This window comes from Nocardioides donggukensis (assembly GCF_014842875.1).
Classification (GTDB): Bacteria; Actinomycetota; Actinomycetes; order Propionibacteriales; family Nocardioidaceae; genus Nocardioides; species Nocardioides donggukensis.
The window spans coordinates 247,485-274,382 of sequence record NZ_JACYXZ010000004.1 but is presented as its reverse complement, the minus strand read 5'-3'; the positions used below and the strand labels follow the sequence as shown (position 1 = coordinate 274,382).

The window sequence follows — 26,898 nt, the reverse complement described above, 5'->3', positions numbered from 1 at the left end:
GCCCCGACCGGCTACTCCTCGCCGCCCTTGCCGGAGCTGATGCCCTGGGAGATCAGGTCCATCACCGAGCTGTCGGCCAGCGTCGTGACGTCCCCGATCTCGCGGTTCTCGGCGACGTCGCGCAGCAGGCGGCGCATGATCTTGCCGGAGCGGGTCTTCGGCAGCTCGGCGACCACCATGACCTGTCGCGGCTTGGCGATCGGGCCGATCTCCTTGCGGACGTGGTTGCGCAGCTCCTCGACGATGTCCTTCCCGCCGTCGCCGGCCTCGTCGCGCAGGATCACGAACGCGCACGGGGCCTGGCCGGTGTCCTCGTCGGAGGCACCCACCACGGCGGCCTCGGCGACCTTGGGGTGCGAGACCAGGGCGGACTCGATCTCGGTCGTCGAGAGCCGGTGGCCCGAGACGTTCATGACGTCGTCGACCCGGCCGAGGACCCAGATGTCGCCGTCCTCGTCCTTCTTGGCTCCGTCACCGGCGAAGTAGTAGCCGAGCGACTCGAAGCGGGACCAGTAGGTGTCCTTGAAGCGCTCGTCGTCCCCCCAGATCGTGCGCAGCATCGCCGGCCACGGCCTGGTCAGCACCAGGTAGCCGCCAGACCCGTTCGGCACGGCCTCGCCGGCCTCGTCGACCACCTCGGCACTGACCCCGGGGATCGGCGTCATCGCCGAGCCGGGCTTGCCGTGGGTGACGCCGGGCAGCGGCGAGATCATGATCGAGCCGGTCTCGGTCTGCCACCAGGTGTCGACGACGGGGGTGCGGTCGCCGCCGATGACCGAGCGGTACCAGACGTACGCCTCGGGGTTGATCGGCTCGCCCACCGAGCCGAGGATCCGCAGCGAGGACATGTCGTGCCGGTCGGGGATCTCGCGGCCCTGCTTCATGAACGACCGGATCGCGGTCGGCGCGGTGTAGAAGATCGTGACGCCGTAGTCGGCGATGATCTTCCACCAGCGGCCCCGCTCCGGGCTGTCCGGCGTGCCCTCGTAGAGCACCTGGGTGGCGCCGTTCGCCAGCGGCCCGTAGACGATGTAGCTGTGCCCGGTGACCCAGCCGATGTCCGCGGTGCACCAGTAGACGTCCGTCTCGGGCTTCAGGTCGAAGACCGCCCAGTGCGTGTACGCCGCCCCCGTGAGGTAGCCGCCCGTGGTGTGCAGGATCCCCTTGGGCTTGCCGGTCGTGCCGGAGGTGTACATGACGTACAGCGGGTGCTCGGCGTCGAAGGCCTCCGGTTGGTGCTCGGCGGAGGCGGTGTCGACCACGTCGTGCCACCACACGTCGACGGCGTCGTCCCAGCCGTCCGCTCCGAGGTCCTGCCCGGTGCGGCGCACGACGAGCACCTTCTCGACGACGTCGGTCTTGGTGCGTGCCTCGTCGACGGCCGGCTTCAGCGCGGACGCGGCACCGCGTCGGTAGCCGCCGTCGGCGGTGACGACCACCTTCGCCTCGCAGTCGGTGAGCCGCGAGGCGAGGGCGTCGGAGGAGAAGCCGCCGAACACCACCGTGTGCGGGGCGCCGATCCGGGCGCAGGCCAGCATCGCCACCACGGCCTCGGGGATCATCGGCATGTAGATCGCGACCCGATCACCGGCCGCGACGCCCAGCGAGGTCAGGGCGTTCGCCGCCCGCGACACCTCGTCCTTCAGCTCGGCGTAGGTGATCGAGCGGGCGTCACCCTCGGGCTCGCCGACGAAGTGGATCGCCACCTTGTCCCCGCGCCCTGCCTCGACGTGCCGGTCGACGCAGTTGTACGACGCGTTGAGGGTGCCGCCACTGAACCACTTCGCGAACGGCGGGTCGTCCCAGTCGAGGACGCGGTCCCACTTCTGCGACCAGTCGAGGCGCTCGGCCTGCTCGGCCCAGAATGCCTCCGGATCCGCGGCGGCCCGCTCGTAGGCCTCCGCGGTCAGGTTGGCCGAGGCGGCGAGGTCGGCCGGAGGCTCGAACCGACGCTCCTCGTGCAGGAGGTTGGACAGGGTCTCGTTCGTCTCGCTCACGATCGCTCCTGAGTGGGCTGAAGAGGGCTCTTGGGTCTGGTTCGCAGCCTAGGGCCGAATCCGGGCCGCGACGAGGGGGCCCAGGACGAGTGGCCGCAACCGCGCGACGAACGGTCGCCCCGGGCGGGCGGGCGGTTCAGCGCACCGACCGCGGCCCGCGGTCCAGGGCGACCGCCTCGGGGGTGTGCAGCCGGACCATGAACCGGCGTACGTCGACGGGGACCCGCGAGCGCGTCGCCAGCGAGACCAGCACCATCGTCGCGAACGCCAACGGCACCGACCAGGCGGCCGGCTGCTCGAGCAGCACCGCGGCCCAGCCGGTCGTGGTCCGGGTCGCCAGCGCGTAGGCGACGCCGCTCCCGGAGCCCACGAAGCCGACCGCCAGCCCCGCCAGCGCGCCGACGTCGGTGAGGCCGCGCCACCAGATGCCGAGCACCAGCAGCGGGCAGAACGTCGAGGCGGCCACGGCGAAGGCCAGGCCCACCGCCCGGGCGACGCCCAGGTCGGGGGCGAGCAGGGTCAGCACGGCGGGCACGACGACGGCCACCACGGTGGCCATCCGGAACGCCGCGACGCCGCTGGCCCGGCCGTGCCCGATCACGTCCTGGCTGATCACGCCGGCCACCGCGATCGAGAGCCCCGACGAGGTCGAGAGGAACGCCGCGAACGCGCCGGCGGTCACCAGCGCCGCGAGCAGCTCCCCGCCGAGCCCGGGCACCATCAGCCGGGGCAGCTCGAGGACCAGGACGTTGGAGCGGTCGGCGTCGCCGTACACCCGGCCGAGCGCGCCGTAGACCGGCGGGATCAGGTAGAAGAGCCCGAGCAGCGCCAGGACCACGACCGTCGTACGCCGCGCGGCCCGGCCGTCGGGGTTGGTGTAGAAGCGGACCACCACGTGCGGCAGCCCCATCGTGCCCAGGAAGGTGGCGACGATCAGGGAGTAGGTGAGGTAGAGGCCCTGGCTGCCGCCGCTGCCGAGCGGCAGCGACCACAGGTCCGCCGCGCCGCCCGCCGAGGACGCGTCGGCCGGGTTCGGGGCGCCGTCGCCGATCCAGACGAACAGCAGGACCAGGGCCGGGACCAGCAGGGCGGTGAGCTTGAGCCAGTACTGGAAGGCCTGCACGAAGGTGATGCTGCGCATGCCGCCCGAGAGCACGTTGACCATCACCACCGCGGCGACCACGAGCGCACCCAGCCAGCGCGGCGCGCCGATGGCGGCCTCCATCGTCAGCCCGGCGCCCTGGAACTGGGGCAGCAGATAGAGCCAGCCGATCGCCACCACCAGCAGCGAGCAGGCGGCCCGGACCCGCGGGGAGGCGAGCCGGGCCTCGGCGAAGTCCGGCAGCGTGTACGCCCCCGAGCGGCGCAGCGGGGCGGCCACCAGCACGAGCAGCACCAGGTAGCCGGCCGTCCAGCCGACGGGGTACCAGAGCATGTCGGCGCCGAAGGCGAGCACGAGTCCGGCGACGCCGAGGAACGAGGCCGCGGAGAGGTACTCCCCGCCGATGGCGGAGGCGTTGAGCGCCGGCCGCACGGAGCGGGAGGCCACGAAGAAGTCGCTGGTGGTGCGGGAGAACCGCAGCCCCCAGGTGCCGATCGCCAGGGTGGCGACGGCGACCAGGACGACGGCGACGATCCCGGGCGCCGAGTCGGGCGGGTTCACGGCCGTTCCACGATCTCGACGAGCTCCGCGAAGTCCTGCTCGTTTCGCTCCGCCCGGCGCACGTAGGACCAGCCGAGGACGAAGAGGAACGGGTAGACCAGGCCGCCCAGCGCCAGCCACGGCAGCGGCACCCCCAGCAGGCGCTCGTCGGCGAGCCCGGGCGCCAGGTGGAAGAGCAGCGGCAACCCGCCGGCGAAGCCGATCAGCGGCAGCAGGGCCAGCGCGGCCGCGCGCAGCTGCGCCTTGAGCAGCGACCCCATCAGCACCGACCCGAGCGCGGTCTGGTCGTCGATCTCCGCGGTGCGGGGCGGCATGGGGGTGCGGCGCTGGGCCGGTCCGGTGACCCGGACCCGCTCGGGCGGGCCGCCGGTCACGGCCGGCTCCGGGTCAGCAGCTCCCTCAGCTCGCGGGTGTGCCGCCGACTGACCTGCAGCACCGCCCCGCCGACCAGCACCGTGCACCGGCCGGCGTCGGTGCGCACCTCGTCGACGTGACCCAGCGCCACCAGCAGGGACCGGTGGATCCGGACGAAGCCGGCCGGACCCCACTGCTCCTCCAGCACCGACAGCGGGGTGCGGACCAGGTGCGAGCCGTCCGGCGTGTGCAGGCGGGCGTAGTCGCCGTGCGCCTCGACGTACCGGATGTCGGAGCGGTTCAGGAACCGGGTGACGCCGCCGCGCTCGACCGCGATCTGCTCGTCCGACCCGGCGGCCGGCGAGCGGGCGCCCTCGACCACCCGGCGCACCGCCTCCGCCAGCCGTTCGGCCCGGACCGGCTTGAGCACGTAGTCGACCGCGCGCAGGTCGAACGCCTCGACGGCGTGCTCCTCGTGGGCGGTCACGAAGACGATCGGCGGCGGGCTGCGGAAGCGCGACAGCACCTGGGCCAGCTCCAGCCCGGTCAGGCCGGGCATCTGGATGTCGAGGAAGATCGCGTCGACGTCGAGGTCCTGCAGGAGTCGCAGGGCCTCGGTCGCCGAGTCGGAGGTGAGTACGCCGCGCACCCGCGGGTCCTGCTCCAGCAGGAAGGACAGCTCGTCGAGGGCGGGCCGCTCGTCGTCGATGACCAGGACCCGCAGGCCCGACGGCGCGTCGGACCCGGGTCGGGGCTCGGGTCCGGGCTGGCTCATGCGTGCACTCCGGGGGCGAACTTGGGCACCCGCACGATCACCTTCGTGCCGGCACCCGGGGCGGTCTCCACGACCAGACCGTAGTCGTCCCCGAAGGTGTTGCGCAGCCGAGCGTCCACGTTCCCGAGCCCGACCGAGTCCAGGCTGGCGTCCCCGGCCAGTGCCCGGCGGACCCGGTCCGGGTCCTCGCCGGAGCCGTCGTCCTCCACCTCGATCGAGCACTCCTGCCCCAGGTCCCGGGCCACGATCGTGATCTGGCCGGTCCCGTGCCCGGCCAGCCCGTGCCGGACGGCGTTCTCGACCAGCGGCTGGATGCAGAGGAAGGGGACGGCCACCGGCAGCACCTCCGGTGCGATCCGCAGGGTCACCGCCAGCCGGTCGCCGAAGCGGGCCTGCTCGAGCAGGAGGTACCGCTCGACCGACCTCAGCTCCTCGGCGAGCGTGGTGAACTCGCCGTGCCGGCGGAAGGAGTAGCGGGTGAAGTCGGCGAAGTCGAGCAGCAGTTCGCGGGCGCGGTCGGGGTCGGTGCGCACGAACGAGGCGATCGCGCCGAGGGAGTTGTAGATGAAGTGCGGGCTGATCTGGGCCCGCAGGGCGCTGACCTCGGCCTCCATCAGCCGGGTCCGGGAGGCGTCCAGCTCGGCCAGCTCCAGCTGCCCGGAGACCCACTGGGCCACCTCGTCGGAGGCCCGCACCAGCGCCGCGGTCGCCCCGCCGCTGAAGACCTGCAGGGTGCCGACGATCCGCTCCTCCACCACCAGTGGGGACACGATCGCCTGCCGGATCGGGCAGGCCGGCACCGGGCAGCGCACCTCCCGCTCGAGCGCCACCCTGGTGTGTCCCTCGGAGACCGTGCCCCGGGCCAGGGCGGCGGACTGGCCGACGTGGTGGCTCGCGACGCCGTCCCACGCCAGCGGTCCCTCCGTGTCGGTCAGCGCCACGGCCGGGGTGCCCAGCAGCGTGCGCAGGTGCCGGATGCTGCGCTCCGCGCTGGTCACGGTCAGCCCCTCGCGCAGCGCCGGTGAGGCGAGCGAGGCGGTGTGCAGGGTGCGGAAGGTGGCGCGGTCCGCCTCCGTGCCGAGATGGCGACGACGCGCCCGCAGCCGCATCAGCTCACCGGAAGTCGATGAGCAGCAGGTCGGCCCCGTCGGTTGCGTCGTCCCCGGCGGGCCCAGGGGCACCGCGGCGTCCGACCGGGTCGCGGGGCGGCTCGATCGGTCCGGTCCCCTCGTCCGCGCCGGTCCGGTCGGCCCCACTGTCGGCACCGGTGTCGGCCCCGGGGGGCCGGCGCCGGTCGGTGTCCCCGCGGTCGACCTCGTCCAGCGCCCGCGGTGAGGCCCAGGCGGACTCGACGACGGTGGCCTTGAAGCACCGGCTGATCCAGGGCATCTGCATGCCGTCGCGGCCCCGGCCGTAGTCGGCGTACAGGTCGAGGGCGGCGGCCACCTTGGTCTCGCGCTCCTCCTCCTCGAGCGCGGCCAGCTCCTCGCGCAGCAGCACCGCGAGCGACTCGTGGTTGACTACCTGCCAGTAGGTGAACGAGCGGTCGGCGACGTAGCCGAACAACCCGGAGTTGACCACGGGCGCCTCGGGCCGGTCACCGGCGGTCCGGGTCTCCAGCAGCCGGTCCAGCTTGCGCGCCCAGGGGATCCGCTGGTCACGCTCGTTCCAGACCAGCGCGAGCTGCCCTCCGGGGCGGAGCACCCGGGCGACCTCGGCCAGGTCGTCGGGCAGTCCCTGGCCGGCGACGACGACGTCGACGGACCGGTCGGGGAGGCGCTGCATCGTGCGGTCCGCGGCCGTGCCCCGGCCGGCCTCGGTGACGTCGTGGTCCGAGGCCGCGAACGCCGCCGCGAGGCCGCCCACGCCCCCGGGACCCAGCACCACCACCGAGCGCGGGTCGGGTCCGACGAGCCAGGCCACCGCGTCCGAGGGGAACGCCGGTCGTCCCGTTGCGTGCTGCCTGTCCATTGGATCGAGGCTACCTGCTGGCCCGGGCGATTCCGCGGCTAACCTTCCGTGCCATGCCCCCCGATCCCCCCGCCGGTTCACGTGCCGGTTCGCGTGCCCCGGCCGATCCTCTGGCCTCCCTCGCCGCCCTCGAGGGCGTGCCGTCGGCCTTCGCCGGCACCCGGGACGGGGTGGACGCGATGCTGCGGGACCGGGGCCTGCGCCGCACGCCGCCGGAGCTGACCGGTGAGTCCCTGCTGCGGGGTGCCTGGGCGTCCGCGGTGCTGGAGGGGTCGGCCTCGGAGCTGGAGGCGGTCCGCTCGGGCGCCGGGGACGACGTGGCCCGCGCGGCCCTGCGGGTCTCGGTCGAGCTGCTCGGGCTGGTGCCGACGCTGCAGCGCGCGCCCCTGCAGGCCCTCGCCCGCCTGCACTCGCTCGCCGGGTCCGGCGAGGTCGACGAGTCCCGTTTGGGGCGGCCCCGGGACGCCGAGGCCGCGGACCGGCTGCGGGTGCTGGCCGGACGGCTGGTCGCCCCCACGTCGGCGCCGGCGATGCTGGTGGCCGCCGTGGTCCACGCCGAGCTGGCGACCGCCGCCCCGTTCGCCTCGCACAACGGGATCGTGGCCCGGGCCGCCGAGCGCCTGGTCCTGGTCTCGCGCGGGGTCGACGAGCTGTCGCTGCTGGTCCCCGAGGAGGCGCACCGCCGGCTGCGGGCCGAGTACGAGTCGAACCTGCGCGCCTATGCCGGCGCCGGCGGCAGCAGCGGCGTACACGCGTGGCTGCTGTATGCGGCCGAGGCGTACGCCGTGGCGGCGGAGGCCAGCCCGCTGCAGGGCTGAACGCTCCAGACCTGGGCGCTGCGGACCTGGGCGCTGCGGGCGCTGCCGGCCTGGGTGGGAGGACATGCGAGCGGCACCCGACGTGGTCGGGTGCCGCCGCTGACACACGAGACCAAGGGCTACCAAGCTGCACTCGCTCCAACTGCTGCCCCGGGAATATCCCGGTGACTAGCGCCCTGTAGGAAGGGTAGATCGATGCGTGGGTACCCGGCTCATGTGCGGGTTCTTCAGTTGTCCTGCACTTCATGTGTACGCCGGTCGGCGGGCGGTTACAAGGCTTGACTTCCACCCGTCCCCGTGATCGCGGCGTGACCGTCCCGTGATCGGGCGGGCCGGTGCGGGCGCCGACTCAGGCGGACTGGCCGCGTCGCTTCGCGCCGACCAGGATCGCCCCGCCCACGGCGACCGCGCCGCCCACGGCGAGCGCCGCCAGCGTGGGCCTCGCAGGGGGCAGCCGGACCCGGCTGCGCAGGGCCACCGGCTTGGCGAACAGCAGCACCGGCCACTCGTTGGCGACGGCGATCCGGCGCAGCTCCTTGTCCGGGTTCACCGCGTGCGGGTGTCCGACCGCCTCCAGCATCGGCGCGTCGGTGACCGAGTCGCTGTAGGCGTAGCTGCGCGCGAGGTCGAAGCCGTGCCGGTCGGCGAGCTCGCGGATCGCCTCGGCCTTGGTCTCGGCATAGGCGTAGTAGTCGATCTCGCCGGTGTAGCGCCCGTCGACGATCTGCATCCGGGTGGCGATCACCCGGTCGGCGCCGAGCATCTCCCCGATCGGTCCGACCACCTCGGAGCCGGAGGTCGACACGATGATCACCTCGCGGCCGGCGAGGTGGTGCTCCTCGATGAGGTTCACGGCCTCGTCGTAGACCAGCGGGTCGACGATGTGGTGGAGCGTCTCGGCGACGATCTGGTTGACGGTGGCGACGTCCCAGCCCGCGCACAACTGCGACATGAACTGCCGCATCTTCTCCATCTGGTCGTGGTCGGCGCCGCCCACGAGGTAGACGAACTGGGCGTAGGCGCTGCGCAGCACGGCGCGCCGCGAGATCAGCCCTCCCGCCTGGAAGGACCTGCTGAAAGCCAGCGTGCTCGACTTCGCGATGATCGTCTTGTCGAGGTCGAAGAAGGCCGCGGTCCGCGTTGCCATGCGCCACATCCTAGGTGGCGCTGTGGCGGATCCCGGCGTCGACCCGGTCCGCGTCCACAGGTTTCGCGCGGGGTGGCTCCGTCCCCAGGACGGCCGGGTGCCGCAGCGGTACGACGCCGCGCCGGGGGAGCGTCGTACCCATGCGACGACCTCTGATCGTGACCCGGGACCACGACCTGCTGGAGGAGCTGCTGCGCCTGGCAGCGGCCGCGGGCGGCGAGCCGGTGGTCGCCGGCGACGCCACCGAGGCGCTGCGGTCGTGGCCGACGGCGACGGTGGTCCTGCTGGGGGTCGACCTGGTCGACGAGGTCGCCGCCAGCTCCCCGGGTCGGCGCGGCGGGGTGCACCTGGTGGGCTGGGGTCGGGTCCCGGACCACACCTTCCGCTCGGCCCTCGCGGTCGGTGCCGAGAACGTCGCCGAGCTCCCGCGGTCCGACGCCTGGGTCCTCGAGGTGCTCGCCGAGGCCGGGGAGGGCGCGTCGCCCACGGGGGTCAGCGTCGGCGTGGTCGGCGGCTCCGGAGGGAGCGGGGCGACCACGTTCGCCTGCGCGCTGGCCGCGACCGCGGCCCTGGAGGCGCCGGCCTGTCTCATCGACGCCGACCCGTGGGGACCCGGGGTGGACCGGGTGCTGGGACTGGACCGCCTCCAGGGGGTGCGGTGGGACGCGCTCCAGCAGACCAGCGGCCGGCTGAGCGCCCGGGCCCTGCGGGACTCCTTGCCTCGACGACGCGGGCTCGGCGTGCTCACCTGGTCCCCGGGTCCGCGGGGCTCCCTGCAGGCCTTCGCCGCCCGCGAGGCGCTGGCCGCCGGCACGCGGGGCCACGCGTGGGTGGTCCTCGACCTCCCGCGGGGCGGCGGGACGGTGGTCGAGGACCTGATGACCCGGTGCCGGCACCTGGTGGTGACGGTTCGGGGCACCGTCCCGGGGCTGTCCTCGGCGGCGCGCTTCGTCGACCGCGCCCAGCGGTGCGGCCCGGTGTCGGTGGTGGTGCGTGGCCCCGGCGTCGACCCTGACGAGGTCGCGCGGCTGGTGGGGGCGCCGGTCATCGCCACCATGCCGGACCAGCGGGGGCTGGACGAGGCGGTCGACCTCGGCCTGGGTCCGGTGAGGTCGCGACGCAGCGTGCTCGCCCGGGCCGCCCGGGAGGCGCTGGCCGCGCTCGCGGCCGAGGCCCGGGGAGCGGCGGCGTGACCGACCCGACGCCGGCGACGCTGGTCGAGGAGGTCCGGGGCCGGCTGGCCGTCGGCCGCGGGACGGTGACCCCGCAGCGGGTCGCGGACGCCCTCCGGTCGGCGGGCCGCCCGGTCGGCGACGCGACCGTCCTCGCGGTCCACGAGACGCTCCGGGCCGAGGTGCTCGGGGCCGGTGTCCTGGAGCCGCTGCTGCGGGAGCCGGGGGTGACCGACGTGCTGGTCAACGGCGCCGACCAGGTCTGGGTGGACCGGGGGTCGGGGCTCGAGCCGACCTCGGTGCGGTTCCCCTCCGACGAGGCGGTCCGGCGCCTCGCCCAGCGGCTCGCGGCGGGAGGCGGGCGGCGGCTCGACGAGTCAAGACTGTAAGATTGACATATGAGGGCAGGAGAGACGGCAGAGGCCGTGGTCATGGCCTGCCCTCGCAACGAAAGCGCCCGCCCGGTGCTGGAACACCGGACGGGCTGTACCCACCGAGAGGACACCTCGATGAGCAACGACAGCATCCCAGATTGGGACAGACCGGCCACACCAGACGACCTGCGATGGTGGCTCGACCTGGCCCCGACGCTCACGTGGACGTGGGCCAAGACCTACGCCGACTTCGCCCCGCACTGGTGGGTCCGAGGAGGCCGGACGCCGGGCTTCGCTTCCGCCGACTCCGTGCGGGTCGGACGCATCGTCCGCACCTTCGGGGAGCGGGGGAAGTTCTGGAAGCGGACCAACGTCTACCTGTTCACCGAGGACCGCGCGCGGAAGTTCTGGTGCGAGTTCGGCGACCCGCCGAGGCCGGACAAGGTGCGGATCGTCAACCTCGCGATGACGGACAAGACCTACGGCCCGCAGCGAGACTTCGATGAGCAGCGCCTCGCGGCACTGCGGCTGGGCGGTGCGCGATGAAGGTCCGCGCGGCGATCTACTGCCGGATCAGCAAGGACCGGGCTGGCGCCGGGCTCGGCGTCGAGCGACAGGAGAAGGACTGCCGCGACCTCGCCGAACGGTTGGGCTGGGAGGTCGTCGCGGTGTACGTGGACAACGACCTGAGCGCCTACAGCGGCAAGCGCCGCCCGCAGTACGAGGAGATGCTGAGGGCGGTCAAGGACGGGCAGGTCAACGGCATCGTCACGTGGCACACGGACCGCCTGACGCGCCGGGTGGCCGACCTCGACAGGTTCGTCCGGCTGGCCGATGACCACGGGCTGCTGATCCAGACCGTGAAGGCCGGGGAGGTGGACCTCACCACCCCGTCGGGGCGGATGGTGGCCCGGACGCTGGGCAACATCGCGCAGTACGAGGTGGAGCACGCCAAGGACCGAATGAGGGCCGCGAAGCGCCAGGCGGCTGAGTCGGGCAAGTACCGAGGAGGCCCACGGCCCTACGGCTACAACAACGACGGTGTGACGGTCCGTGAGGACGAGGCCAAGGTGATCCGCGACGCCACGAAGGCAATCCTCGCGGGCCGGTCGCTGCGTGGTGTGGCGAACGAACTCAACGCGAAGGGGCACAAGACATCGACCGGCAAGCCGTGGACCTACATGCGGCTGCGCGACGTGCTTGTGCGCCCTCGCAATGCCGGGCTGGTGCACAAGGGACGCGCCGACCGCCGCCACGAGAGCCGCGAGGACTGCCCGACGCGCTTCGAGGTTATCGGCGAGGCGGACTGGCCCGCGATCGTGGACAAGGACAAGTGGAACGCGTGCGCGTCAATGCTGCTCGACCCCTCGCGACGCATCCACACCTCGACCGAGCCTCGGTGGCTGGGGTCGCGGTCGTACGTCTGCGGGGTGGCGGACTGCGGCGCGCTGATGCGCCCGACCTCGAAGGTGAATCACCTGCCGACGTGCCCGGTCAGGGGCGAGGTCAGGAAGTGCGACTGCCCCCGGAGGTACTACTACCGCTGCTCAGAGCAGAACCACCTGAGCATCGCGGCGGAGAAGACCGACGACTTCGTGCGCGAGGTCGTAGCGGAGAAGGTGCGAGACCCAGAGATCATCGGGGCGATGCTCGGCCACGACAGCGAAGGCGCGACGAAGGGGGATCGGGAGCGCCGTATGACGCTGACCAGGCGGGTCGAGCAGTTGGAGCGCGAGTGGGATGACGACCTGCTCGACACGCGCGATTTCAACCGCAAGAGGGCCAAGGCGGAGACCGAGATCGCGGAGATTGACGCGCGGCTGGCGGAGGCCGCGAAGCAGTCGTCCACCTCCCCGATCTTCTGCGCCGCCGATCCCGGGGCGAAGTTCATGGAGGCTCCGGTGGACGTGCAGCGGGCGGTGCTGCGCTCGTTGCTGAGGGTGACCGTCCTCCCGATCGTGAAGCGCGGCGACAAGTGGTCGTCGGAGCGGCTGGACATCACGTCGGCGGTGGCCTCGTGAGTCGGATGGACGATGGGCTCGCCCGCGACCTGTTCGACAACCGGCCCGCAACGGCGAGCCAAGTGCCAGAGGCCCAGCACGTGAGCCCTAGGATTCACCACAAGCGAGGAGGCGGGATGCCGTACGAACTGCATCGAGGCGATGTCGCCGAGGCGTACGAGACCTGGCCTACCCCGGACGTGATCATGTCGGACGGCGCGTACGGAGTGCGCGGGTTCGTCGGCGACACCGTTGACGCCGAGGGGCTGACCGAGTGGTACCGCCCGCACGTCGAGGCGTGGACGCGTCGTGCCCACCCGGGCACGGTGCTCTGGTTCTGGAACACCGAGGTCGGCTGGGCGACCGTGCACGCGCTGCTGGTCGAGAACGGCTGGGACTACGTGCAGACCGTCGTGTGGGACAAGGGGATCGCGCACGTCGCGGGCAACGTGAACGGTAAGACCATCCGCCGATTCCCGGTCGTGACCGAGGTCGTGGTCCTATACCAACGCCGTCTCACAATGCCGTCGGCGGGCGAGATGTTGCCGGTGCAGAAGTGGATGCGCGCCGAGTGGCAGCGCGCGGGGCTTGCACTGAACCGCGCCAACGAAGCCTGCGGCGTCCGCAACGCGGCTACGCGGAAGTACCTCACACAGGACTGGCTCTGGTACTGGCCGCCGGCGGAGATGATGCAGCGCCTGGTGGACTACGCCAACGAGCACGGCGACCCGTCGGGCTGGCCGTACTACTCCCTCGACGGAACGCGCCCGGTGACCGGCAAGGAATGGGCCACCATGCGGTACCGGTGGAACCACGTCCACGGGCTGACGAACGTGTGGCAGCACGGAGCGCTCCGGTCCTCCGAGCGCATCCGGGGTGGTGGCGAGCGTTCCGCCCCACGGACCCACAACCCCACGGAGGCGAGCGCGGCTCACCTGAACCAGAAGCCGCTCGAACTCATGCGGAGGCTGATCAACGCCGTCACCGAGCCAGAGGACGTGCTATGGGAGCCCTTCGGCGGCACTGCCTCCGGGTCGGTCGCGGCGGTGGAGGGTGGCCGAGCCGCGTACGCCGCCGAGATGCAGGACCGCTTCGCCGACATCGCCGAGAAGCGGCTGGCCGAGGCAGCGCAGTGGGAGGTGTCAGGACTCCCGAAGTAGCGCCGCCACCTCGTCGAGGAGATCGCTGATCCGCTCCGACGCCGGGTGCGGGCTGCGGGTCTTGGCCTGAGCCTTGCGCCATCGCTCGAAGATCGCTTCGAGGTCGGACACCCTGTCCTCGGTGTACGTCTTGAAGAAGTCGATCCAGTGGCGGGCGGCGATCCCGGCCACGCCGTGCGAGAGCATCGCCTCCACCCACTCATCCATGAGCCCGATCCGGGCGACGCGTCCGAAGTTGCCCCCCGAGTCCGACTTCGGTTTGTCGGAGATTGCAGTGGACTTGGTGAAGTACGGCGGCGGCGGGGTCACGTCAGGAATCTCGATGTCCGTCGTGGATCTCGCGTCGCGCACGTGCTGCCACCAGTAGTTGCGGAAGGCAGCCGCGTGACGGGATGAGGTGATGAACGGAGCGAGGACCTTGGGCGATCCGGACAGCACGTTGTGCAGGTACCACGGGACAACGACTAGGAGGTCCCACTCGGACGAGGCGTTCGGCGTGGCCTTGTAGCGGAACGACGGCTCGGCTTCCTTGCTCAGGAGGTACCAGCCCTTGAGTTCGATGCCGAACAGGATGTCCTCGGTGCCGTCCTTGTGCCGAGACACCAGAACCACGTCCGGGAAGGTCTGCGACCGGCGCTCGAAGCCGTATGTCTTGTACTCGTCGTCTGGGTCCCAGACCTCCCGCATCGCGTTGAGCGCCTGGACGATCTGAATCTCGATCGTCGCCCCGAGCATGGTGTTCAGCGTGAACAGATCGGTGGCCTGCAGGCCCTCGATGTTCGTCTCCGTGCGGAAGTACGGCGGGAGGGACAGCAGCGCCTCCTGCACGCGCTCCCAGAGCGGGAACCGCTTGTCCTCCTCGTTGGGCTGGGGAGGCGTCGGCGCGGCGGTGCCCTCCTCGGCTGCTTCGGGGGCCTCCTCCGGGGTACCTACGGCAGCGGCGGCGGTCGCTCCGCCCTCGCCCACATCGGTGTAGCCGGGCGGGTACTCCTCGGCGCTCTCCTCAGTCACGGTCCAGAGCCAATCACAGGCGAGGCCCGGACTCGACCGGAACCGCCAGGTCAGCAAGCGCGAGCCCGGCGCTGAATGCCTGGCATTGGACGCGCCGACCCGTCGCCCATTCGACCCCTGAAAGGCCGGGAGAGTGGCGACTCTGGCCGTCTGGTGACGTGATTGCCGGGCATTGTTTCCGCAGGTCAGAGGCGTATTCGGCATTCTTTGGTATTGACCAGTCGAAACTATCGGAATGACTCCCGATAAGCGCCGCAAATCTTCCGGCGGGCTAATTGCATGACTGTAATTCGGCGTGTAGAATCTAAATTGGAGGGCAGGTGGCCTCTCCTGAATCCGCCACCACCACGCGCGACAGGGACGGCCCGCCGACATTGAAGGCGTAGCGCGACATCTAAGCAGGCTCCCCCAGCAGGCCACGGGCTCGGTTAAACCCACGTGGCTTCCTGTGAGGAGCCATTCTCATGAGCCAGAGCGCTCTCCCTACCCGTCGCTTCGCGACGATCCCCAAGGTCGCTGAACTCAACCAGTGCGACCCCGGCACGGTCTACAACCGCGTGAAGAAGGGTGACTTGCCCGTCTTCAAGTTGCCCGGCAAGCGCGGCCACTACGTCGACGTGGACGAGGCCGCGAAGGTGCTCAGCAAGCGCCAGAAGTACGCCACGTTCGGGCCGGATGCCGTGGTCAAGGACCTCTCGAACGTGGTCGCCGACTTCGAGGTGATGGACTGATGTCCGCGCCGACGCCTCAGCAGGTGGCGGCGTCGTTGCCGCCCCTCACCGACGAGCAGTGCGAGCAGGTTGCGCTGCTGCTGTCCCTCGTGAAGAACGAGGAGGGCTGATGTCTGAGCACCAGCCCTCCTCGGGCGACTTCACTGCCGAAGACCAGGCTGCCACGTCAGACCCCTTCGTGGCGTTCGTGACGACGTACAGCCGCATGACCGCCACGCCGGAGGAGACGGACGCGATGTTGGACCGCGCCTACGGCAAGGGTCGCCACCCTGGGTACGAGGGACGTCGCTGGGACCGGGGCGAGGTCCGCAGCCCTCGTGAACCCGAACCGCACGGAGCCTGTGAACAGTGTGGGGAGCCGCTGACGTGGGGCTTCCGCTTCTGCTCGCAGGAGTGCTGGAACGTGTGGCGCGCGGAGCAGAAGCCTGACCCACCTACCCCGTCGGAGATGCTGGTGGAGATGCAGGCCGCGCTCGATGAACTGCGGACCTACATCGAGGGGCGCGAGTGAGTAGCGACCCGCCTGAGGGTTTGCGTTGGCAGGTCGGAGGGAACGGGGCGTACGACACGCTCGTACCGGTCGACGACCCGGAGCCGTCGCCATGCGCCGAGACCGGCTACGGACACGACGGGCAGGCGTGCGTGACCTGCCTGCGACGGCGTGCGTGGGCACGCAGCCTGGCCATGCAGGCGGATGACTCCGGCGTGGGGTGGGCGGCCCAGGACCTCACGAAGGTGGAGGACGTGCCACAGCCAACGATCCTTCAGGTGATGCTGGGCAAGTACCTGATCCGCTGTGGGTGGGTGACCCTCGTGCACGGTGAGTTCGGGTCCGGCAAGACCCCGGTCTGCTACATCGCCGTGGTCGAGCAGGTGAGGGCAGGCAATCTCGCGATGATCGTGGATCACGAGATGGGCCAGTCGCAGGCCGTGGCGCTCCTGCGCGAACTCGGCCTGACCGACGACGAGATTGTCGCTGGCGTGTACTTCTGTCACCAGCCGCCGCCGATGAGTTCGGCGGGACAGCGACGAGTGGCCGAGGAGGTCGCAGCCTTCGGGCGGCGCCTGACGGTCGTGGTGATCGACTCGCTCTCGGCTTCGATGGCGATGGCTGCTGGGTCATCTGACAATGACTCGCTCGATGTGGCGGCGTGGTTCGCAGAACTGCCTGTGTGGCTCGCTGACACGTTCAACGCGGCGGTCCTCGTGATCGACCACTCGGGAGTCTCGGACGGTCCGCGGCCGTCGGGCTCCCACAAGAAGCGCGAGGTCCCGCAGTTCCACATCTGGGTCGAGAAGGTCGCGCCGTTCTCACGGGCAAGGCCCGAGGCAGGCAGGTCCAACCTCCGGGTGATGAAGGACCGCTCTGGCGACAGCGTGATCAAGGCGCCGGCGGCGGTGCTGCTGACACGTCCTGGCGGCTCGTTCTACCTCACTACTCCCGAGGCAGTGAAGGAGAACAAGCCGAGGCGCGGTGAGGTGGCGGATCTGCCTCTTGATGAGCAGCCCGAGGACGCCACCGACGATGACGTGCTCGCTGACCTGCTCAGCGCAGGCCACGAGGGCACCCTCAAGACGCCGTTGTGTGGGCGTGGCGACCGAGGGAAGTACCGCCGCGCCGCCGTGGAGCGCCTGGTCGAGGCGGGCCGGGCGGTCGAGCGCAAGGAGCGGACGAAGGGCAACCCCATCCGCCTCTGGGCCTACGTGTTCGCACCGAAGGAGTAGTTCTCTTGTGTCGAGTGTCTATGGGTGTGGCGACACACGACACACCAACCCGCCCGCCTTCATCCAGATAGGGAGAGCGTGTGTCGGAGAGAGCGACACACGCTCTCTCTTATAGACACACGACACATGACACAAGAGCATGCGCGGCTCAGTGGGCGCGCGACACCCGCCGGTCCTCGCGGAGCCGCAGACGCTGAGCCTGCTTGGCCTGCTTCGCCTCGATGTGGGTGAGCAGGCTGGGCCGTTTGGGCGCGGCGGAGGCCGTGAGGGTCTGCGGCTGCGCCTTCTTGGTCTCGGCGGTCATGGGCGGTCCTTCCTCTCGGTTCCAGTATTCCAGAAGTTCAAGTCAGGTTGAGGTTGCCACGTAGTACGGTGTCGCCTCGCAAGTGATTTTCTCAACCCCGCTTGAGGTCTCGACAGATCGGCCGATCGGGGAGAGACTGGCGGGGACTTCACACCGCTGCTGGCGCATGGGCCGGGCTCTACTCCATCGGAGTGCCCGCATGCCTGCACCGCACCGCCGCAACCACGGCGAGACCCTTGCGAAGAAGATCGACAACAACGCGTCCAATCGCGGTTTGGACGACCGCGACAACCTCGTTGCCTCCCGTACTCGCCATGCCAAGAAGTGGGAGGAGACGGCATCCACGCTCGACCGCGCGACTCGTGCGGTCTCCGACCTCGAACAGCGGGCCAAGCAGACCCGAACTGACTTCGAGCGAGCGGGGCACCTGAGCCGCTTCTCCAACGACGTGCGCCAGCACCGGGCCAGGTTGCCGATCGTGGTGCTCAGGCCCGAGAGCCCGGCGCGCTATTGGCTCGGCTATTGCCTGCGGTGTGACCTGGAGATGTGGGTCCACCGGCCCAAGCCCCGCGTCCCGATCTGCGGACGGTGCCGCCATGTCTCGTGAACCGTCTTCCGCGGCGCACCGCTACAACGAGGCCCTTGGGCGCTCGGGCTACTCCGAGCCGCCGCCCCCTCCGAGGCCGACGCCCAAGAGGCCGCGCAGGTTCAAGGTGACCGTGGAGCCGAGGAGGAAGACCCGTGAGCAGGCGTTCACCAAGTTGACGACGACCACGGAGGCCCTGACGGCGGACGAGCGGGCGCTGCTACGCGAACTGCGCGAGGTCGGCCCGGAAACGGCGGGACGATCCGTTGCCGCGATCCGCAAGGCCAAGAGGGAGAAGGGGACGAACTGATGCCGGTCACCGCGAACACGCCCAAGTACACGGGCCCGCCGCCCAAGTCCCAGACGAGCGAGGAGCAGATCGCCGCGCTCAGGGCCAAGGTGCCCGACGATCCGATCAAGTTGCCGCCCGGGCACCTCGCCTGCGAGGCGTGCGGCATCGCCGTGGACGATCGCCGGGTCTCGTCCACGGTTGCCCAGCCGTCCAGCGGCCATCTGCCGCCTCGGTCGGCTGAGTTCACGCGGTGCTCCTCGTGCGAGGCCGTACGCACCAGCGCCGCCGCCTACGTCACCGCCCACCCCGCCTACGCCGCCCGGATCGGCCCGGACATCGCCGTCGAGCGGGTCGAGGCAGTGCTGTTCGGTCTGGAGATCATCGGGCAGACGACGAGCACAGACCTGGGTCTGCTCCTGCCCCGGCTGCACCCCGCAGCCCACAGCGTGCGATTCAGCAACCCGCTGACACTGACCATCGGTCTGTGCAGCCCTCGCCCCTGGGCACATGTCACGCTCACGCAGCGTGACGAACTCCGCCGGGCCTACGCCGCTGGGTTGCGCGATCGGCTGGCGCAGTCCGAGCCGCCGGTGGCGATCCGCTGCCCGACGGGCGGGTGTGTGTTCTGCGGTCTCGCTTCTGTGAACCGCGCGGCGATCGAAGTCGCCCGTCGCGGTGGCGTCGAGGCTGTCAGCCGCGCGGTGTGGCGCGAGGTCAACACGAACCCGAAGGCTCTGGGGTCGAGGGGACCGGAACGCATCTGGGGCCACGCCTGCCCGGCCTGTGCGCTTGCGATCGAGGATGCGGGCGCGATCGGCTGGCCCGCCCGGGCCCAGGCGGTCGTGACGTACCTGAGCCACAAGTCGCCGTCGAGGGCGCAGCGGCTCCGGGCGGAGGTCGAGGGCGACTTCCCGCCCGTGCTCCCGGCATGGCGCGTGATCCCGAGCCCGAAGCCCAGCCGTGAGCCCTGGGCACACCTGCACAAGGTGATCGACCGCCTCTGAACTCCGCTCGGGGTCGGTCCGGTTGGGTGCCAGCCGACCCCGAGCGGTCGCCATGCCGTCTGAGCGTGAAATCGATATGTCAAATGCTGTGTTTTGACGACGCGGCGCCGTACGTCGACGTCCGGCTGGCCGACGGCACCCGGTGCCACGCGGTCCTGGCCCCGTTGTCGCGGCCCGGGACCCTGATCTCCTTGCGGGTGCCGCACGCAGCCGGCCTGTCGCTCGCCGATCTCGCCGAGCGCGGCACCCTGACCGCCGACGGGCTCGTGCTGGTCCGCCGGCTGGTCCGCTCGCAGACGGCCTTCCTGGTGACCGGCGGCACCGGCAGCGGCAAGACAACCCTCCTCTCGGCGATGCTCGGCGCCGTCGACCCCCGACACCGCCTGGTCCTCGCCGAGGACTCCGCCGAGCTGCGCCCCGACCACCCGCACGTGGTCGCGCTGGAGGCCAGGACCGCGAACATCGAGGGCGCCGGCGCGGTGACCCTGCGGGACCTGGTCCGGCAGGCGCTGCGAATGCGGCCGGACCGGCTCGTGGTCGGCGAGGTGCGCGGGGCCGAGGTGGTGGACCTGCTCGCGGCCCTCAACACCGGTCACGACGGGGGGTGCGGCACCGTCCACGCCAACTCGGCGGAGGACCTGCCAGCCCGGGTCGAGGCGCTCGCGCTGGCCGCCGGGCTGGGTCGCGAGGCCGCCCACAGCCAGCTCGGGGCCGCGGTCGGCGCCGTGCTGCACCTGGCCCGGGACGGCGCCACGCGCCGGCTCGTCGAGGTGGCGGTCCCGGTCCGGGGGCCGGGCGGCCTGACCACGATGGAGTGGGCGGTGCGGTTCGACCGGCACGCCGGCACCCGCACCGGGCCGGCGATCGACCGGCTGCTGGCGAGGCTCGAGTCCGGCCCCGGCCCGCCCGGTGACTCGCCGACGGGGGCGGACCGGTGCTGACGGGGTCGGCGAGCGCGGTGCTGGTCGCGGTGGCGCTGGTGCTCCTGGCGCCCCCTCGCCCCGCCCGGGCTCCCTGGGCGGCCCGGGCCTCGTCGTCCCGGGCAGGAGGCGGAACCGCTATCGCGGGCCTGCTCCCGGGTCTGGTGCTGCTGGGTGCCGGGGCGGTGGCGCTGATCGCGGTCACCGGCTCGACCGCCCTGGTCCGGGCCGCGGTGGTGGTCGCGGCCGCGGTCACTGCCGGGTGGCTCCTGCGTCGCAGCCGACGCCGGGCGGCCGCAGCGCGTCGTACCGGGATCCAGGTCCGCGAGACCTGCGACGCCCTGGCGGCCGAGCTGGCTGCCGGCCAGACCCCTCAAGCAGCCCTCGACGCGGCCGGGCGGCACTGGGCCGCGGCCCGGCGGCTGGCGAGGACGGCCCGGCTGGGCGGTTCGGTGCCCGAGGCGCTGCGCGCGCTCTCGTGCCAGCCCGGCGCCGGGGACCTGCGCCTGGTCGCCGGTGCCTGGCAGGTCTCGCACCGCAGCGGCGGCGGGCTGGCCGAGTCGCTGGCCGTGGTCGCGCGGATGCTCCGGGAGCGGGAGGCGTCGCGTCGGGTGGTCCGCTCCGAGCTGGCGTCGGCCCGCGCGACGGCCAACCTCGTGGCCGGGCTGCCCGTCCTCACGCTGACCGTGGGCTCCGGGGGCGGGGCCGCCCCGGCGGCCTTCCTTATCGGCACCGGCCCCGGTGTCGCCCTGCTGGCGGCGGGCCTGGGGCTGGCCGGGATCGGCCTGGCCTGGATCGACGCGATCGCCCGGTCGGTGGACCGGGCCGGGCCGTGAGCCTCGCCCTGCTCTCGGCGACGGGCCTCGCGCTCTCGGTGCTCCTCGCCCGGCCGAGTCACCGGTACCGCTCGGTGACCTCACCCGCGCGGACGGTGGTGGGGCGGCCCGACGGGCCCGGTCGGCTGCGGCGGCACCGGGCGACGGCGAGCCTGCTGTGTGGTCTGCCCGCCGCGGTGTGGCTCGATCCGTCGGTCGCATGGGTCGTCGGCCCGGCGCTGGCCGCGGGCGGCTTCTGGCTGCTCGGCCGGGTCGAGCCGGTCGCCTCGAGACGGGCGCGGGAGCAGGCCGAGGCCGAGCTGCCCCAGGTCGTGCTGCTCCTGGGGCTCGTGCTGCGCACGGGCTCCGGGCTGGGCGACGCCCTCGACGCGGTGTCGCGGGCCCTGCCCGGACCGGCGTCGACGGCCCTGGTCGCCGCCCGAGCCGAGCTGCTGGTCGGCGTCCCGCCGACGCGGGTGTGGGCAGCCCTGGCCGCCCGGCCCGGACTGGGTCCGCTGGGCCGGGCACTGGAGCGCGCCGAGCGGTCGGGAGCGCCGGTGGCCGACCAGGTGCGGCGGCTGGCCGACGACCTGCACGCCGAGCGCAGGAGCGTCGTCGAGGACCGGGCCCGGGCCGTGGGGGTCCGGGCGGCGCTGCCCCTCGGCCTCTGCCTGCTGCCGGCCTTCCTGCTGCTCGGCATCGTGCCGGTCGTCGTCACGACGCTGGGGGCGCTCTCGTGGTGACCGGGTGCGCGCCCTGCTCCCGGGCCAACGGCCCGGGCGGCGTCCACAGGGCGCGCGGGGTCTGCCGTGCTCCACAGGCCGCACCCGGGTCCGGCCCGGCGGTCGCCGGCATCGCCAAGGGTGCTGGTGGCCGCACGGTGCGGCCGTCGTACTGGAGGAGGGCACGGATGAGTGGACCGGACGAACGCGGGATCACGACGGCGGAGTACGCCGTGGGCACGGCCGCCGGCGCCGGGCTGGCAGGGGTGCTGTACCAGCTGATGACCGGAGGCTTCGGCGACCGCATGCTGCGGCAGATGTTCGAGCACGTGCTGTCCATGCTGGGCATCGGGTGACCGGCCGGGCCCGGGAGCGACCGGCCTGGGAGCGACCGGCCTGGGAGCGACAGGCGCGGGGGCGGCCGGCGCGGGGGCGACCGGCCCGCCGGGGTGGCGATGAGCGGGGTGCGGTCACCGCCGAGACCGCGCTGGTGCTGCCGCTGCTGGTGGCGCTGACCGTCGCCCTGCTGTGGCTGGTCACCGTCGGGCTGGCGCAGGTGCGGGCCACCGACGCGGCGCGGGAGGCGGCCAGGGCCCTCGCCCGGGGTGACCCGGCCGACCGGGCCACGGCGCTGGCGCGGACGGTCGCCCCGGGTGCCACGGTGCAGGTCGTGCACGACGCCGATCGGGTGGAGGTCCGGGTGCGCCTGCCCGTTTCCCCTCCCGGGGGCCTGCTCGGCGGGCTGCCCGGAGCCGAGGCGGACGCCACCGCGGTCGCGCTGGTCGAGGAGCCGTGAGCCGCCACCGTGACCCGGGTCTTCAGCCCGGTCTTCAGCCCGGTATTCGGCCTGGTCTTCAGCCCGTCTTCACGCGGGGCCCCAAGCCCGGCCCTCAGCCTGGCCGCCCCCGCCGCGCGGGTCGGCACCACGAGGGCACGGCCAGCGTGCTCCTCGTGGCGCTCGCCGGGGTGCTGCTCCTGATCGGTCTGGCTGCAGCCTTCGTCGCCGCGACCACGGCCGCACACCGTCGGGCGCAGGGGGCCGTCGATCTGGCAGCCCTCGCCGGCGCGACCGCGCTCGCCCGCGGCGAGGACGCCTGCGGGGCGTCGGCGCGGATCGCCGAGGCCAACGGCGCCCGGCTGAGTGCCTGCACGGTGCTCGACGCGGACGTGCTCGTCGAGGCGCGGGTGGTGGGTCCGCGGTACCTGGGATTCGGGTGGACCCCCACAGCCACGGCACGCGCGGGGCCCGGGGCGGGCGGCACGGTTACGCCTCGGACATAAATCATCCACAGCGTGTCCACCGGGGCCCCAAACCGCACGCCGGCACCGGTGGCCGACCCCAGTGTTCACCCTGGGGGACCCAGTCGGGTCCGCACCACCGGGGGGAGCGGCCAGGGGCCGCCCACACACGATGAATGGGGATGACTCACGCATGCGCAACTCAACCAAGGGTGCCGTGGCCGCAGCGACAGCGGGCGTTCTGCTGCTCGGCGGAGCCGGCTCGCTGGCCTACTGGTCCGACGCGGTCACGATCGGTGGCAGCACCATCTCGTCCGGCCAGATGAGCCTCGACGACACCACGGGTGACGCCGACAGCTGCGCGGCCGCCGACTGGATCCTCGACGGCGACGAGGCCACCGCCGACGCCGTGTTCGGCACGGGCAGCACGCTGGTGCCCGGCGACGTCATCACCAAGGAGTGCACCTTCGACGTCAACGCGGTCGGCGACCACCTGCGGGCCACCCTCGCGACCACCGGCGGCGCCTCCACCGGCGACCTGGCGGCCAAGGTGACCACGGCGGCATCGTTCACGATCGGCGACGCGACCATCACCGAGATCACCGAGGGCAACGACGGCGAGGAGCTGAAGGCCACGATCACCGTGACCTTCCCCTACGGCGCCGAGGACAACACCTCGCAGGACCTCGCGCTCGAGCTCTCCGACTACACCGTGAGCCTGACCCAGGTCCACAACTGATCCACCGCACCCACCCGGTCCGGACGGTGTGGTTGCCGCAGCCGCGGCAACCACACCACCGGTCCTGACGAGAGAGGCACCCGTGACCGCGAGACGGCACACAGCGACGGCCCTGCGCCTGGTGACCACCGCGGTCGCCTGGACGTTCGTGGCCGCGATGGTGCTGCTGATCACGGTCGCGGTGCTCATCCCCAGGGTCGGCGGCGCCACGCCGTACGCGATCCTGACCTCGTCCATGGTGCCGACGGCTCCGCCCGGCACCCTGGTCGTCGTCAGGCCGGTCGACCCGGCCGAGATCAACGTCGGCGACGTCATCACCTACCAGCTCGCCTCCGGGCAGCCGGCGGTCGTGACGCACCGTGTGATCGCGGTGACCAGCGACGGCAAGGGCGGTCCGGCGTTCCGCACGCAGGGCGACGCGAACCGGGTGGCCGACGAGGGCGAGGTCATCCCGGTCCAGATCAAGGGCCGGCTCTGGTACTCCGTGCCGTACGTCGGCCGGCTGCACGTCGCGGTCGACCAGAACAAGCGCAACACGATGGTGACCGGCGTGGCCGTGGTCCTGCTCGGCTACGCCTCGTTCATGTTCGCCACCGCCGCGCGCGGGCGTCGTCGTCCGGCCGGTGCACCGGACGACGACGCCGAGCCGGTCCTCGAGGACGCCGGGGCACGCCCGTGAGGCGCGTGCTCGGCGTCCTGGCGCTCGCGCTCTGCCTGTCCGGCTGGAGCCCGGCCCCGGCGCTCGCGGCCGACCAGCTGCTGGTCAGCAACGACGGGCGCAGCTTCGCCCGCGAGCTGGACCGGCCGCTGTTCGACAACGCCCTTCGCTGGGTGCCCGGCGACCGGCGCACCGCCACCTTCCACGTCCGCAACGCGGCCGCCCAGCCCGGCCGCCTGGTCGTCGACGTCCTCGACGACCACCTCGGCTCGCTCATCGACCTCGGTGTCCTCCGGATCACGGTCCGCGGCGCGGGCGGTCGCTGGGCGTCCACCGACCAGGACGGCCAGCTGCGCTCCCGGGCCCTGCTGAAGCCCGGCAGGTCGGCCCGGCTCCGGGTGACGGCGCGATTCGCCGAGGCGGCCGGCAACGACACCCAGCTGAGGTCGTCCGAGCTGGCGCTCGGGCTGCGCCTCACCCAGGTCACCGACGACATCGTCACCCCGGACCCGGCCAACCCGGCGCCCGGGGACCCCGGCACTCCCGGTGGGCCCGGCACTCCCGGTGGGCCCGGCTCCCCCGGGGAGCCGGCCGTCCCGGCCGGCTCGGGCGCCCCGGGCGCTCCGCTCCAGGACACACCCGGGGGCCTGGCCCTCGGCAACCTTCCCGACACGGGGGCGCCGGCCATCGGCTGGCTCCTCGCACTCGGCGCGACACTCGTCGGCGTCGGGCTCTCACTCGTTCTCGGACGTCGTCGCGACGACGAAGACCACCGGAGGCACGCATGACCGACCGCACACTCCCCACCCCGCGCCGACTGCTGCGAGGGCTGCGCAGCGCGCGCACGAGGGCGGTCCTCAGCCTGGGCATCGTGCTCGGCCTCGGGACGGTCAGCACGCTGGCCTACTGGACCGACACCGCCACCCTCCAGGGCGGCACGTTCACCGCCGGGACCCTCGACATCAAGCTGAACGGGGCCGACAACAACCCCGCGGCGTTCACGAGCAGCTTCGCCCTGGCCAACATGGAGCCCGGCCAGTCCAAGGCCGCCGCGGTCAACGTCCAGAACGCCGGCAGCATCGACTTCACCTACACCGCCACCGGGGTCGCGCCGGGGCCGCTCGGGTCGCTCCTCGTCTTCCGGGTGGTGCCCGGTGGCGCGGTGAGCGGGTCCGGCGCGTCGATGTCCTGCACCGGCGGCACCCAGACCTTCAACGCGACGATGAACACCGCACAGCAGGTGATCTCGGCCAACCGGCCCGTGGCCGCCTCCGGCAGCGAGAACGTCTGCGTCAGCGCCACCCTGCCGTCCGGGACCACCACCGGGCAGGGCCAGTCCACCACCGCCACGTTCACCTTCAACGCCAAGCAGGTCGGCGCACCCTGATGACGACGACGAGCGCGACGAGCACGCGGAGCCCGGGGAGCCCGGAAACCGCGGCACCCCTGCGCACCCGGCTCCCCGGGCTGCTCCGGGAGGCCGCCCTGACCGCCGGCGCGGTGGCGGGCGTGCTCTGCGTGCTCGTCGCGCTCGCCGCGGTGACGCTCGACCTGCGGCTCGTCGTGTTCAGGTCCGGCTCGATGGCGCCCGCCATCGAGACCGGCGCGCTGGCCGTCTCCCGCACCGTGCCCGCGACCGACCTCGCGGTCGGCGACGTGGTGACCGTGCTGACCAAGGGCGACGTCCGGGTCACCCACCGCATCGAGGACGTGGCGCTCTCCGGCGACCAGGCCAGCCTGGTGCTCCGGGGCGACGCGAACCGCGTGGTCGACAGCGACGTGTACGTCGTGCGCGAGGCCGACCGGGTGCTCTTCGACATCCCGCGGGCCGGGTACGTCGCCACCTGGCTCAGCGGACCGGTGGGGATGTTCGGCGGCGGCGCCCTGGCGGCCGTGGCGCTGGTCATCGCGTTCGGGCGGCGGGCACCGCTGCCCGGCTCCGAGCAGGGTTCCGAGCCGGGTTCCGGGACAGATCCGGAGCCGGGCCCGGAGGCAGGTCCAGAGACGGGTCCCGGCATGGAGCCGGAGCAGGGGCTCGCGCACCGTCCCACCGACCTGGTCGATGCCGTCCCTGCCGAGGTCGCCGTACCGATCGGCCCGACCACGACCGGCTGGCGGCCGAGCGAGCCCGACCAGGACTGGCTGCCGGCCGACTGGGACGCCGTGCTCCAGCAGTGGTCCGAGGAGGCGGACGCCACCGGCACCGAGTCGGGGGATTCGGGCGGCACCGGGGAGCCCGGCGGCCCCCGTCGCGACCTGCGCAAGCCGCTCGCCGTCGTGGTCTGCGCGGTCGCGCTGGGGCTGGCGCTGCTCCCGGCGCCGCGGCAGACCGAGGCGTTCTACACCGACTCCGCGGGCGCCACCTCAGGCACGTTCAGCCGCGCCGTCGCGACGCCTCCGGCGCCGCGCATCACGGGCTGCACGGTGAGCAACGGCAACCAGACCACCTCGATCGACTGGACCTCCAGCGTGAACCCCTCGTCGTTCGAGATCCGCTACACCGACGACCTGTACCCGCCCCAGTCGATCACCCCGGGCACGGTGCGCAGTGCCGAGCTGGTGGCCGGCCTGAACAACGTCGCGGGCTCGTTCTGGCTGGTCGCGATCGTGCCCGGCGGTGAGTCGGCCGCCTCCAACCTGGTGGTGTTCTCCGGCAACGGCACGCGGCGGGTCTGCGTGCCGGCCCCGGTCTCGCTGCCCTGACGCCGGCCGGGCCCTGAC

32 protein-coding genes are annotated in these 26,898 nt (G+C 72.5%); 23 read left to right on the top strand and 9 right to left on the bottom strand.

The genetic code is table 11. From position 1 onward, the window contains the following. Nucleotides 1–11 precede the first annotated feature (11 nt). From acs to IE331_RS15025, 6 genes are all read right to left on the bottom strand, one after another. A complete protein-coding gene (acs, locus tag IE331_RS15050; RefSeq protein ID WP_192144272.1) occupies nucleotides 12–1,997 on the bottom strand; it encodes an acetate--CoA ligase in 1,986 nt (661 codons plus the stop codon). 136 nt (nucleotides 1,998–2,133) lie between these two features. After that, on the bottom strand, nucleotides 2,134–3,660 hold the full coding sequence (locus IE331_RS15045; protein WP_192144271.1) for a sodium/solute symporter: 1,527 nt from the start codon (nucleotides 3,658–3,660) through the stop codon (nucleotides 2,134–2,136). Further along, nucleotides 3,657–4,034 (bottom strand): DUF485 domain-containing protein, encoded by a 378-nt coding sequence (locus tag IE331_RS15040; RefSeq protein WP_192144270.1) that lies wholly within the window; start codon nucleotides 4,032–4,034, stop codon nucleotides 3,657–3,659. The genes IE331_RS15045 and IE331_RS15040 overlap by 4 nt, the downstream gene beginning before the upstream one ends. After that, entirely contained in the window at nucleotides 4,031–4,789 is a 759-nt protein-coding gene (locus IE331_RS15035; protein WP_192144269.1) for a LytR/AlgR family response regulator transcription factor, read from the bottom strand. The genes IE331_RS15040 and IE331_RS15035 overlap by 4 nt, the downstream gene beginning before the upstream one ends. Continuing rightward, nucleotides 4,786–5,898, bottom strand: coding sequence for a sensor histidine kinase (locus IE331_RS15030; RefSeq protein ID WP_192144268.1), 1,113 nt, complete (start codon nucleotides 5,896–5,898; stop codon nucleotides 4,786–4,788). The genes IE331_RS15035 and IE331_RS15030 overlap by 4 nt, the downstream gene beginning before the upstream one ends. A gap of 4 nt (nucleotides 5,899–5,902) precedes the next feature. Then, entirely contained in the window at nucleotides 5,903–6,760 is an 858-nt protein-coding gene (locus tag IE331_RS15025) for a class I SAM-dependent methyltransferase (protein WP_192144267.1), read from the bottom strand. 53 nt (nucleotides 6,761–6,813) lie between these two features. Between IE331_RS15025 and IE331_RS15020 the strand changes: the two genes are divergently transcribed. Beyond that, entirely contained in the window at nucleotides 6,814–7,578 is a 765-nt protein-coding gene (locus tag IE331_RS15020) for a Fic family protein (protein WP_192144266.1), read from the top strand. A gap of 349 nt (nucleotides 7,579–7,927) precedes the next feature. Here the strand turns inward: IE331_RS15020 and IE331_RS15015 are convergent, their stop codons facing one another. Beyond that, nucleotides 7,928–8,725, bottom strand: a complete 798-nt coding sequence (locus tag IE331_RS15015) for an HAD family hydrolase (RefSeq protein ID WP_225580163.1) — start codon at nucleotides 8,723–8,725, stop codon at nucleotides 7,928–7,930. Between the two features lie 140 nt (nucleotides 8,726–8,865). Here IE331_RS15015 and ssd point away from each other — a divergent pair, with 140 nt between their 5' ends. The 5 genes from ssd to IE331_RS14990 all read left to right on the top strand — a co-directional run bounded on the left by ssd (nucleotide 8,866) and on the right by IE331_RS14990 (nucleotide 13,431). Next, a complete protein-coding gene (ssd, locus tag IE331_RS15010) occupies nucleotides 8,866–9,918 on the top strand; it encodes a septum site-determining protein Ssd (RefSeq protein WP_192144264.1) in 1,053 nt (350 codons plus the stop codon). Next, nucleotides 9,915–10,286: an ATPase, T2SS/T4P/T4SS family gene (locus IE331_RS15005; RefSeq protein ID WP_192144263.1), complete on the top strand. Its 372-nt coding sequence runs from the start codon at nucleotides 9,915–9,917 to the stop codon at nucleotides 10,284–10,286. Before ssd ends, IE331_RS15005 begins: the two co-directional genes overlap by 4 nt. A gap of 120 nt (nucleotides 10,287–10,406) precedes the next feature. Further along, nucleotides 10,407–10,817: a hypothetical protein gene (locus IE331_RS15000; RefSeq protein WP_192144262.1), complete on the top strand. Its 411-nt coding sequence runs from the start codon at nucleotides 10,407–10,409 to the stop codon at nucleotides 10,815–10,817. Then, nucleotides 10,814–12,292 (top strand): recombinase family protein, encoded by a 1,479-nt coding sequence (locus tag IE331_RS14995; RefSeq protein WP_192144261.1) that lies wholly within the window; start codon nucleotides 10,814–10,816, stop codon nucleotides 12,290–12,292. The genes IE331_RS15000 and IE331_RS14995 overlap by 4 nt, the downstream gene beginning before the upstream one ends. A 5-nt stretch (nucleotides 12,293–12,297) precedes the next feature. Next, nucleotides 12,298–13,431, top strand: coding sequence for a DNA methyltransferase (locus tag IE331_RS14990; protein ID WP_201931820.1), 1,134 nt, complete (start codon nucleotides 12,298–12,300; stop codon nucleotides 13,429–13,431). Here IE331_RS14990 and IE331_RS14985 read toward each other — a convergent pair. Next, nucleotides 13,414–14,442 (bottom strand): hypothetical protein, encoded by a 1,029-nt coding sequence (locus IE331_RS14985; protein WP_192144260.1) that lies wholly within the window; start codon nucleotides 14,440–14,442, stop codon nucleotides 13,414–13,416. The two genes, IE331_RS14990 and IE331_RS14985, sit on opposite strands and share 18 nt — an antisense overlap. A gap of 464 nt (nucleotides 14,443–14,906) precedes the next feature. Here IE331_RS14985 and IE331_RS14980 point away from each other — a divergent pair, with 464 nt between their 5' ends. The 3 genes from IE331_RS14980 (at nucleotide 14,907) to IE331_RS14970 (ending at nucleotide 16,898) form a co-directional block, all read left to right on the top strand. After that, a complete protein-coding gene (locus IE331_RS14980; protein ID WP_192144259.1) occupies nucleotides 14,907–15,173 on the top strand; it encodes a MerR family transcriptional regulator in 267 nt (88 codons plus the stop codon). A gap of 109 nt (nucleotides 15,174–15,282) precedes the next feature. Next, entirely contained in the window at nucleotides 15,283–15,684 is a 402-nt protein-coding gene (locus IE331_RS14975) for a DUF2116 family Zn-ribbon domain-containing protein (RefSeq protein WP_192144258.1), read from the top strand. A gap of 173 nt (nucleotides 15,685–15,857) precedes the next feature. After that, nucleotides 15,858–16,898, top strand: coding sequence for an AAA family ATPase (locus tag IE331_RS14970; protein ID WP_192144257.1), 1,041 nt, complete (start codon nucleotides 15,858–15,860; stop codon nucleotides 16,896–16,898). A 148-nt stretch (nucleotides 16,899–17,046) separates the two neighbouring features. On the opposite strand, the gene IE331_RS14965 is transcribed toward IE331_RS14970, so the two are convergent. Further along, the gene (locus IE331_RS14965; protein WP_192144256.1) at nucleotides 17,047–17,202 is read right to left on the bottom strand and encodes a hypothetical protein; all 156 of its coding nucleotides are present in this window, start codon (nucleotides 17,200–17,202) and stop codon (nucleotides 17,047–17,049) included. Between the two features lie 199 nt (nucleotides 17,203–17,401). Between IE331_RS14965 and IE331_RS14960 the strand changes: the two genes are divergently transcribed. The 14 genes from IE331_RS14960 (at nucleotide 17,402) to IE331_RS14895 (ending at nucleotide 26,880) form a co-directional block, all read left to right on the top strand. Continuing rightward, entirely contained in the window at nucleotides 17,402–17,809 is a 408-nt protein-coding gene (locus IE331_RS14960) for a hypothetical protein (RefSeq protein ID WP_192144255.1), read from the top strand. 106 nt (nucleotides 17,810–17,915) lie between these two features. Beyond that, the gene (locus IE331_RS14955; protein ID WP_192144254.1) at nucleotides 17,916–18,098 is read left to right on the top strand and encodes a hypothetical protein; all 183 of its coding nucleotides are present in this window, start codon (nucleotides 17,916–17,918) and stop codon (nucleotides 18,096–18,098) included. Next, nucleotides 18,098–19,084: a hypothetical protein gene (locus IE331_RS14950; protein WP_192144253.1), complete on the top strand. Its 987-nt coding sequence runs from the start codon at nucleotides 18,098–18,100 to the stop codon at nucleotides 19,082–19,084. Before IE331_RS14955 ends, IE331_RS14950 begins: the two co-directional genes overlap by 1 nt. A gap of 83 nt (nucleotides 19,085–19,167) precedes the next feature. After that, nucleotides 19,168–20,025: a CpaF family protein gene (locus IE331_RS14945; RefSeq protein ID WP_192144252.1), complete on the top strand. Its 858-nt coding sequence runs from the start codon at nucleotides 19,168–19,170 to the stop codon at nucleotides 20,023–20,025. Further along, complete coding sequence (locus IE331_RS14940; RefSeq protein WP_192144251.1) at nucleotides 20,019–20,840, top strand: type II secretion system F family protein; 822 nt, start codon at nucleotides 20,019–20,021, stop codon at nucleotides 20,838–20,840. The genes IE331_RS14945 and IE331_RS14940 overlap by 7 nt, the downstream gene beginning before the upstream one ends. After that, the gene (locus tag IE331_RS17045) at nucleotides 20,837–21,562 is read left to right on the top strand and encodes a type II secretion system F family protein (protein ID WP_192144250.1); all 726 of its coding nucleotides are present in this window, start codon (nucleotides 20,837–20,839) and stop codon (nucleotides 21,560–21,562) included. The genes IE331_RS14940 and IE331_RS17045 overlap by 4 nt, the downstream gene beginning before the upstream one ends. 167 nt (nucleotides 21,563–21,729) lie before the next feature. Further along, nucleotides 21,730–21,897, top strand: coding sequence for a DUF4244 domain-containing protein (locus IE331_RS14930; protein ID WP_192144249.1), 168 nt, complete (start codon nucleotides 21,730–21,732; stop codon nucleotides 21,895–21,897). Continuing rightward, nucleotides 21,894–22,337, top strand: coding sequence for a TadE family type IV pilus minor pilin (locus tag IE331_RS14925; RefSeq protein WP_192144248.1), 444 nt, complete (start codon nucleotides 21,894–21,896; stop codon nucleotides 22,335–22,337). The genes IE331_RS14930 and IE331_RS14925 overlap by 4 nt, the downstream gene beginning before the upstream one ends. Beyond that, entirely contained in the window at nucleotides 22,334–22,822 is a 489-nt protein-coding gene (locus tag IE331_RS14920; RefSeq protein WP_318646831.1) for an Rv3654c family TadE-like protein, read from the top strand. Before IE331_RS14925 ends, IE331_RS14920 begins: the two co-directional genes overlap by 4 nt. A 151-nt stretch (nucleotides 22,823–22,973) precedes the next feature. Continuing rightward, entirely contained in the window at nucleotides 22,974–23,519 is a 546-nt protein-coding gene (locus IE331_RS14915) for an alternate-type signal peptide domain-containing protein (protein WP_192144246.1), read from the top strand. 82 nt (nucleotides 23,520–23,601) lie between these two features. Beyond that, nucleotides 23,602–24,198: a signal peptidase I gene (locus IE331_RS14910; RefSeq protein ID WP_201931819.1), complete on the top strand. Its 597-nt coding sequence runs from the start codon at nucleotides 23,602–23,604 to the stop codon at nucleotides 24,196–24,198. Beyond that, entirely contained in the window at nucleotides 24,195–24,965 is a 771-nt protein-coding gene (locus IE331_RS14905) for a hypothetical protein (RefSeq protein ID WP_192144245.1), read from the top strand. The genes IE331_RS14910 and IE331_RS14905 overlap by 4 nt, the downstream gene beginning before the upstream one ends. After that, nucleotides 24,962–25,564: a TasA family protein gene (locus tag IE331_RS14900; RefSeq protein WP_192144244.1), complete on the top strand. Its 603-nt coding sequence runs from the start codon at nucleotides 24,962–24,964 to the stop codon at nucleotides 25,562–25,564. The genes IE331_RS14905 and IE331_RS14900 overlap by 4 nt, the downstream gene beginning before the upstream one ends. Continuing rightward, the gene (locus IE331_RS14895; protein ID WP_192144243.1) at nucleotides 25,564–26,880 is read left to right on the top strand and encodes a signal peptidase I; all 1,317 of its coding nucleotides are present in this window, start codon (nucleotides 25,564–25,566) and stop codon (nucleotides 26,878–26,880) included. The genes IE331_RS14900 and IE331_RS14895 overlap by 1 nt, the downstream gene beginning before the upstream one ends. Nucleotides 26,881–26,898 lie beyond the last annotated feature (18 nt).

Bases quoted from the DNA above. Each gene is read 5' to 3' on its own strand.
- IE331_RS15035 (WP_192144269.1), bottom strand. From the start codon at position 4,789: ATGAGCCAGCCCGGACCCGAGCCCCGACCCGGGTCCGACGCGCCGTCG.
- IE331_RS15030 (WP_192144268.1), bottom strand. From the start codon at position 5,898: ATGCGGCTGCGGGCGCGTCGTCGCCATCTCGGCACGGAGGCGGACCGC.
- IE331_RS15025 (WP_192144267.1), bottom strand. From the start codon at position 6,760: ATGGACAGGCAGCACGCAACGGGACGACCGGCGTTCCCCTCGGACGCG.
- IE331_RS15020 (WP_192144266.1), top strand. From the start codon at position 6,814: ATGCCCCCCGATCCCCCCGCCGGTTCACGTGCCGGTTCGCGTGCCCCG.
- IE331_RS15015 (WP_225580163.1), bottom strand. From the start codon at position 8,725: ATGGCAACGCGGACCGCGGCCTTCTTCGACCTCGACAAGACGATCATC.
- ssd (WP_192144264.1), top strand. From the start codon at position 8,866: ATGCGACGACCTCTGATCGTGACCCGGGACCACGACCTGCTGGAGGAG.
- IE331_RS15000 (WP_192144262.1), top strand. From the start codon at position 10,407: ATGAGCAACGACAGCATCCCAGATTGGGACAGACCGGCCACACCAGAC.
- IE331_RS14995 (WP_192144261.1), top strand. From the start codon at position 10,814: ATGAAGGTCCGCGCGGCGATCTACTGCCGGATCAGCAAGGACCGGGCT.
- IE331_RS14990 (WP_201931820.1), top strand. From the start codon at position 12,298: ATGGACGATGGGCTCGCCCGCGACCTGTTCGACAACCGGCCCGCAACG.
- IE331_RS14980 (WP_192144259.1), top strand. From the start codon at position 14,907: ATGAGCCAGAGCGCTCTCCCTACCCGTCGCTTCGCGACGATCCCCAAG.
- IE331_RS14975 (WP_192144258.1), top strand. From the start codon at position 15,283: ATGTCTGAGCACCAGCCCTCCTCGGGCGACTTCACTGCCGAAGACCAG.
- IE331_RS14970 (WP_192144257.1), top strand. From the start codon at position 15,858: ATGCAGGCGGATGACTCCGGCGTGGGGTGGGCGGCCCAGGACCTCACG.
- IE331_RS14965 (WP_192144256.1), bottom strand. From the start codon at position 17,202: ATGACCGCCGAGACCAAGAAGGCGCAGCCGCAGACCCTCACGGCCTCC.
- IE331_RS14960 (WP_192144255.1), top strand. From the start codon at position 17,402: ATGCCTGCACCGCACCGCCGCAACCACGGCGAGACCCTTGCGAAGAAG.
- IE331_RS14950 (WP_192144253.1), top strand. From the start codon at position 18,098: ATGCCGGTCACCGCGAACACGCCCAAGTACACGGGCCCGCCGCCCAAG.
- IE331_RS14945 (WP_192144252.1), top strand. From the start codon at position 19,168: ATGCTGTGTTTTGACGACGCGGCGCCGTACGTCGACGTCCGGCTGGCC.
- IE331_RS14930 (WP_192144249.1), top strand. From the start codon at position 21,730: ATGAGTGGACCGGACGAACGCGGGATCACGACGGCGGAGTACGCCGTG.
- IE331_RS14915 (WP_192144246.1), top strand. From the start codon at position 22,974: ATGCGCAACTCAACCAAGGGTGCCGTGGCCGCAGCGACAGCGGGCGTT.
- IE331_RS14900 (WP_192144244.1), top strand. From the start codon at position 24,962: ATGACCGACCGCACACTCCCCACCCCGCGCCGACTGCTGCGAGGGCTG.
- IE331_RS14895 (WP_192144243.1), top strand. From the start codon at position 25,564: ATGACGACGACGAGCGCGACGAGCACGCGGAGCCCGGGGAGCCCGGAA.